At 61.7% G+C, this 1,226-nt stretch carries 2 protein-coding genes; both read right to left on the bottom strand.

Going from position 1 to position 1,226, the window contains the following annotated elements; translation table 11 throughout:
- A partial coding sequence (locus tag EXZ48_RS34610) for an IS66 family transposase (RefSeq protein WP_245462442.1) occupies positions 1 to 902 on the bottom strand: 902 nt, incomplete at its 3' end.
- A 57-nt stretch (positions 903 to 959) separates the two neighbouring features.
- Positions 960 to 1,115: an IS66 family insertion sequence element accessory protein TnpB gene (tnpB, locus tag EXZ48_RS36060; protein WP_371687696.1), complete on the bottom strand. Its 156-nt coding sequence runs from the start codon at positions 1,113 to 1,115 to the stop codon at positions 960 to 962.
- Between the last annotated feature and the right edge of the window lie 111 nt (positions 1,116 to 1,226).

Below are 1,226 nucleotides of genomic sequence, written 5' to 3'. Positions count from 1 at the left end.
ATAGATAGCAGCAACCGAGAGCTTGTCAGATCACCAAAGCGCACTTGCAGAAAGGAGGCCGTCCATAGATAGGTCCATAACCTTGCCTGCTTTGTTGCGCCCCTGGCCAGGAGCGGCACGGTCGTATCGTCGCCATGCAGCCGCTCGGCGGCCAGCACATGAGCGCGGATCAGATCATGGATCGGCTGCAGCGCCGTCGCGCAGGCACCAACCTGGTCGGCCAGCGTGGACAGGCTGAGATCGACGCCTTCCCTGGCGTAACGCTCGGCCTGTCGGTTCAATGGCTGATGCTGTCCGAACTTCTCGAACAGGATCGTCGCCAGCAGGTTCGGTCCTGCCCATCCACGCGGTGTCGGATGGAAGGGAGCCGGTGGCTGGCTGATCTTCTCGCAGTCCCGGCAGGTGAACTTCTCGCGCACCGTCTGGATCACCTTCCACTGTCGCGGAATCACCTCCAGCGTCTCGGTGACGTCTTCGCCCATCTTCACGATCCGGGCCGAGCCACAGCAGGTGCAGGTCGACGGAGCTTCAATGATCAGCCGTTCGCGCGGCAGGTGCTCGGGAAACGGCTTGCGGGCGGGCCGACGGCGTTCGAAGGCGGAGACACTTGTGATCCGCTCCGCAACACGTTCCGCCGCGATCTCGTCTTCGGTGGAATCGGCCTCGAGTTCCTCAAGCTGCAGTTCCATCTGGTCGATCAGCCGGGCGCGCCGTTCCGAGCTCTGGCCGTACTGCTCGCGGCGCAGCTTTGCGATCTCGATCTTGAGGTGCCGGATCACCGCCTCCGACGTCGTCACGACGGCGCGCACCTGCGCGAGATCGGCCTCGGCGGAGGCGGCACGCGCTTCCGATGCCGCAAGCGCGGCGCGCAGTCTGGCTATCTCCGACGCAGCATCATCCATGGCCGAAAGCTACCATGGAACAACAGAAAGCCCAACAAAAACAGTGGAATGATGCGCCTATCCTGCCGTTGCAGGTCGCTGCGTCCAGCGTGGATTGCGCCAGTCGATCCCTTCCAGAAGATAGCCGAGTTGCGCCGCCGACACCGGCACGGCGGAGCCATTTTGACTGACCGGCCAGATGAACTTTCCGGCTTCAAGCCGCTTGTACCTTATCTGAGAATGCAGCCCCTTCCGGCGCAGATCAGCAGCTAAGAGACCTGTGCGCGGATGTCTTTACTGACGTGTTGATCTGTGATTCTCTCAATTTGAACAATGGATTGAGGT

The organism is Shinella sp. JR1-6 (assembly GCF_004284735.1).
Taxonomy (GTDB): Bacteria; Pseudomonadota; Alphaproteobacteria; order Rhizobiales; family Rhizobiaceae; genus Shinella.
The sequence above is the reverse complement of the archived record's forward strand: the minus strand, read 5'-3'. Positions and strand labels throughout refer to the sequence as shown.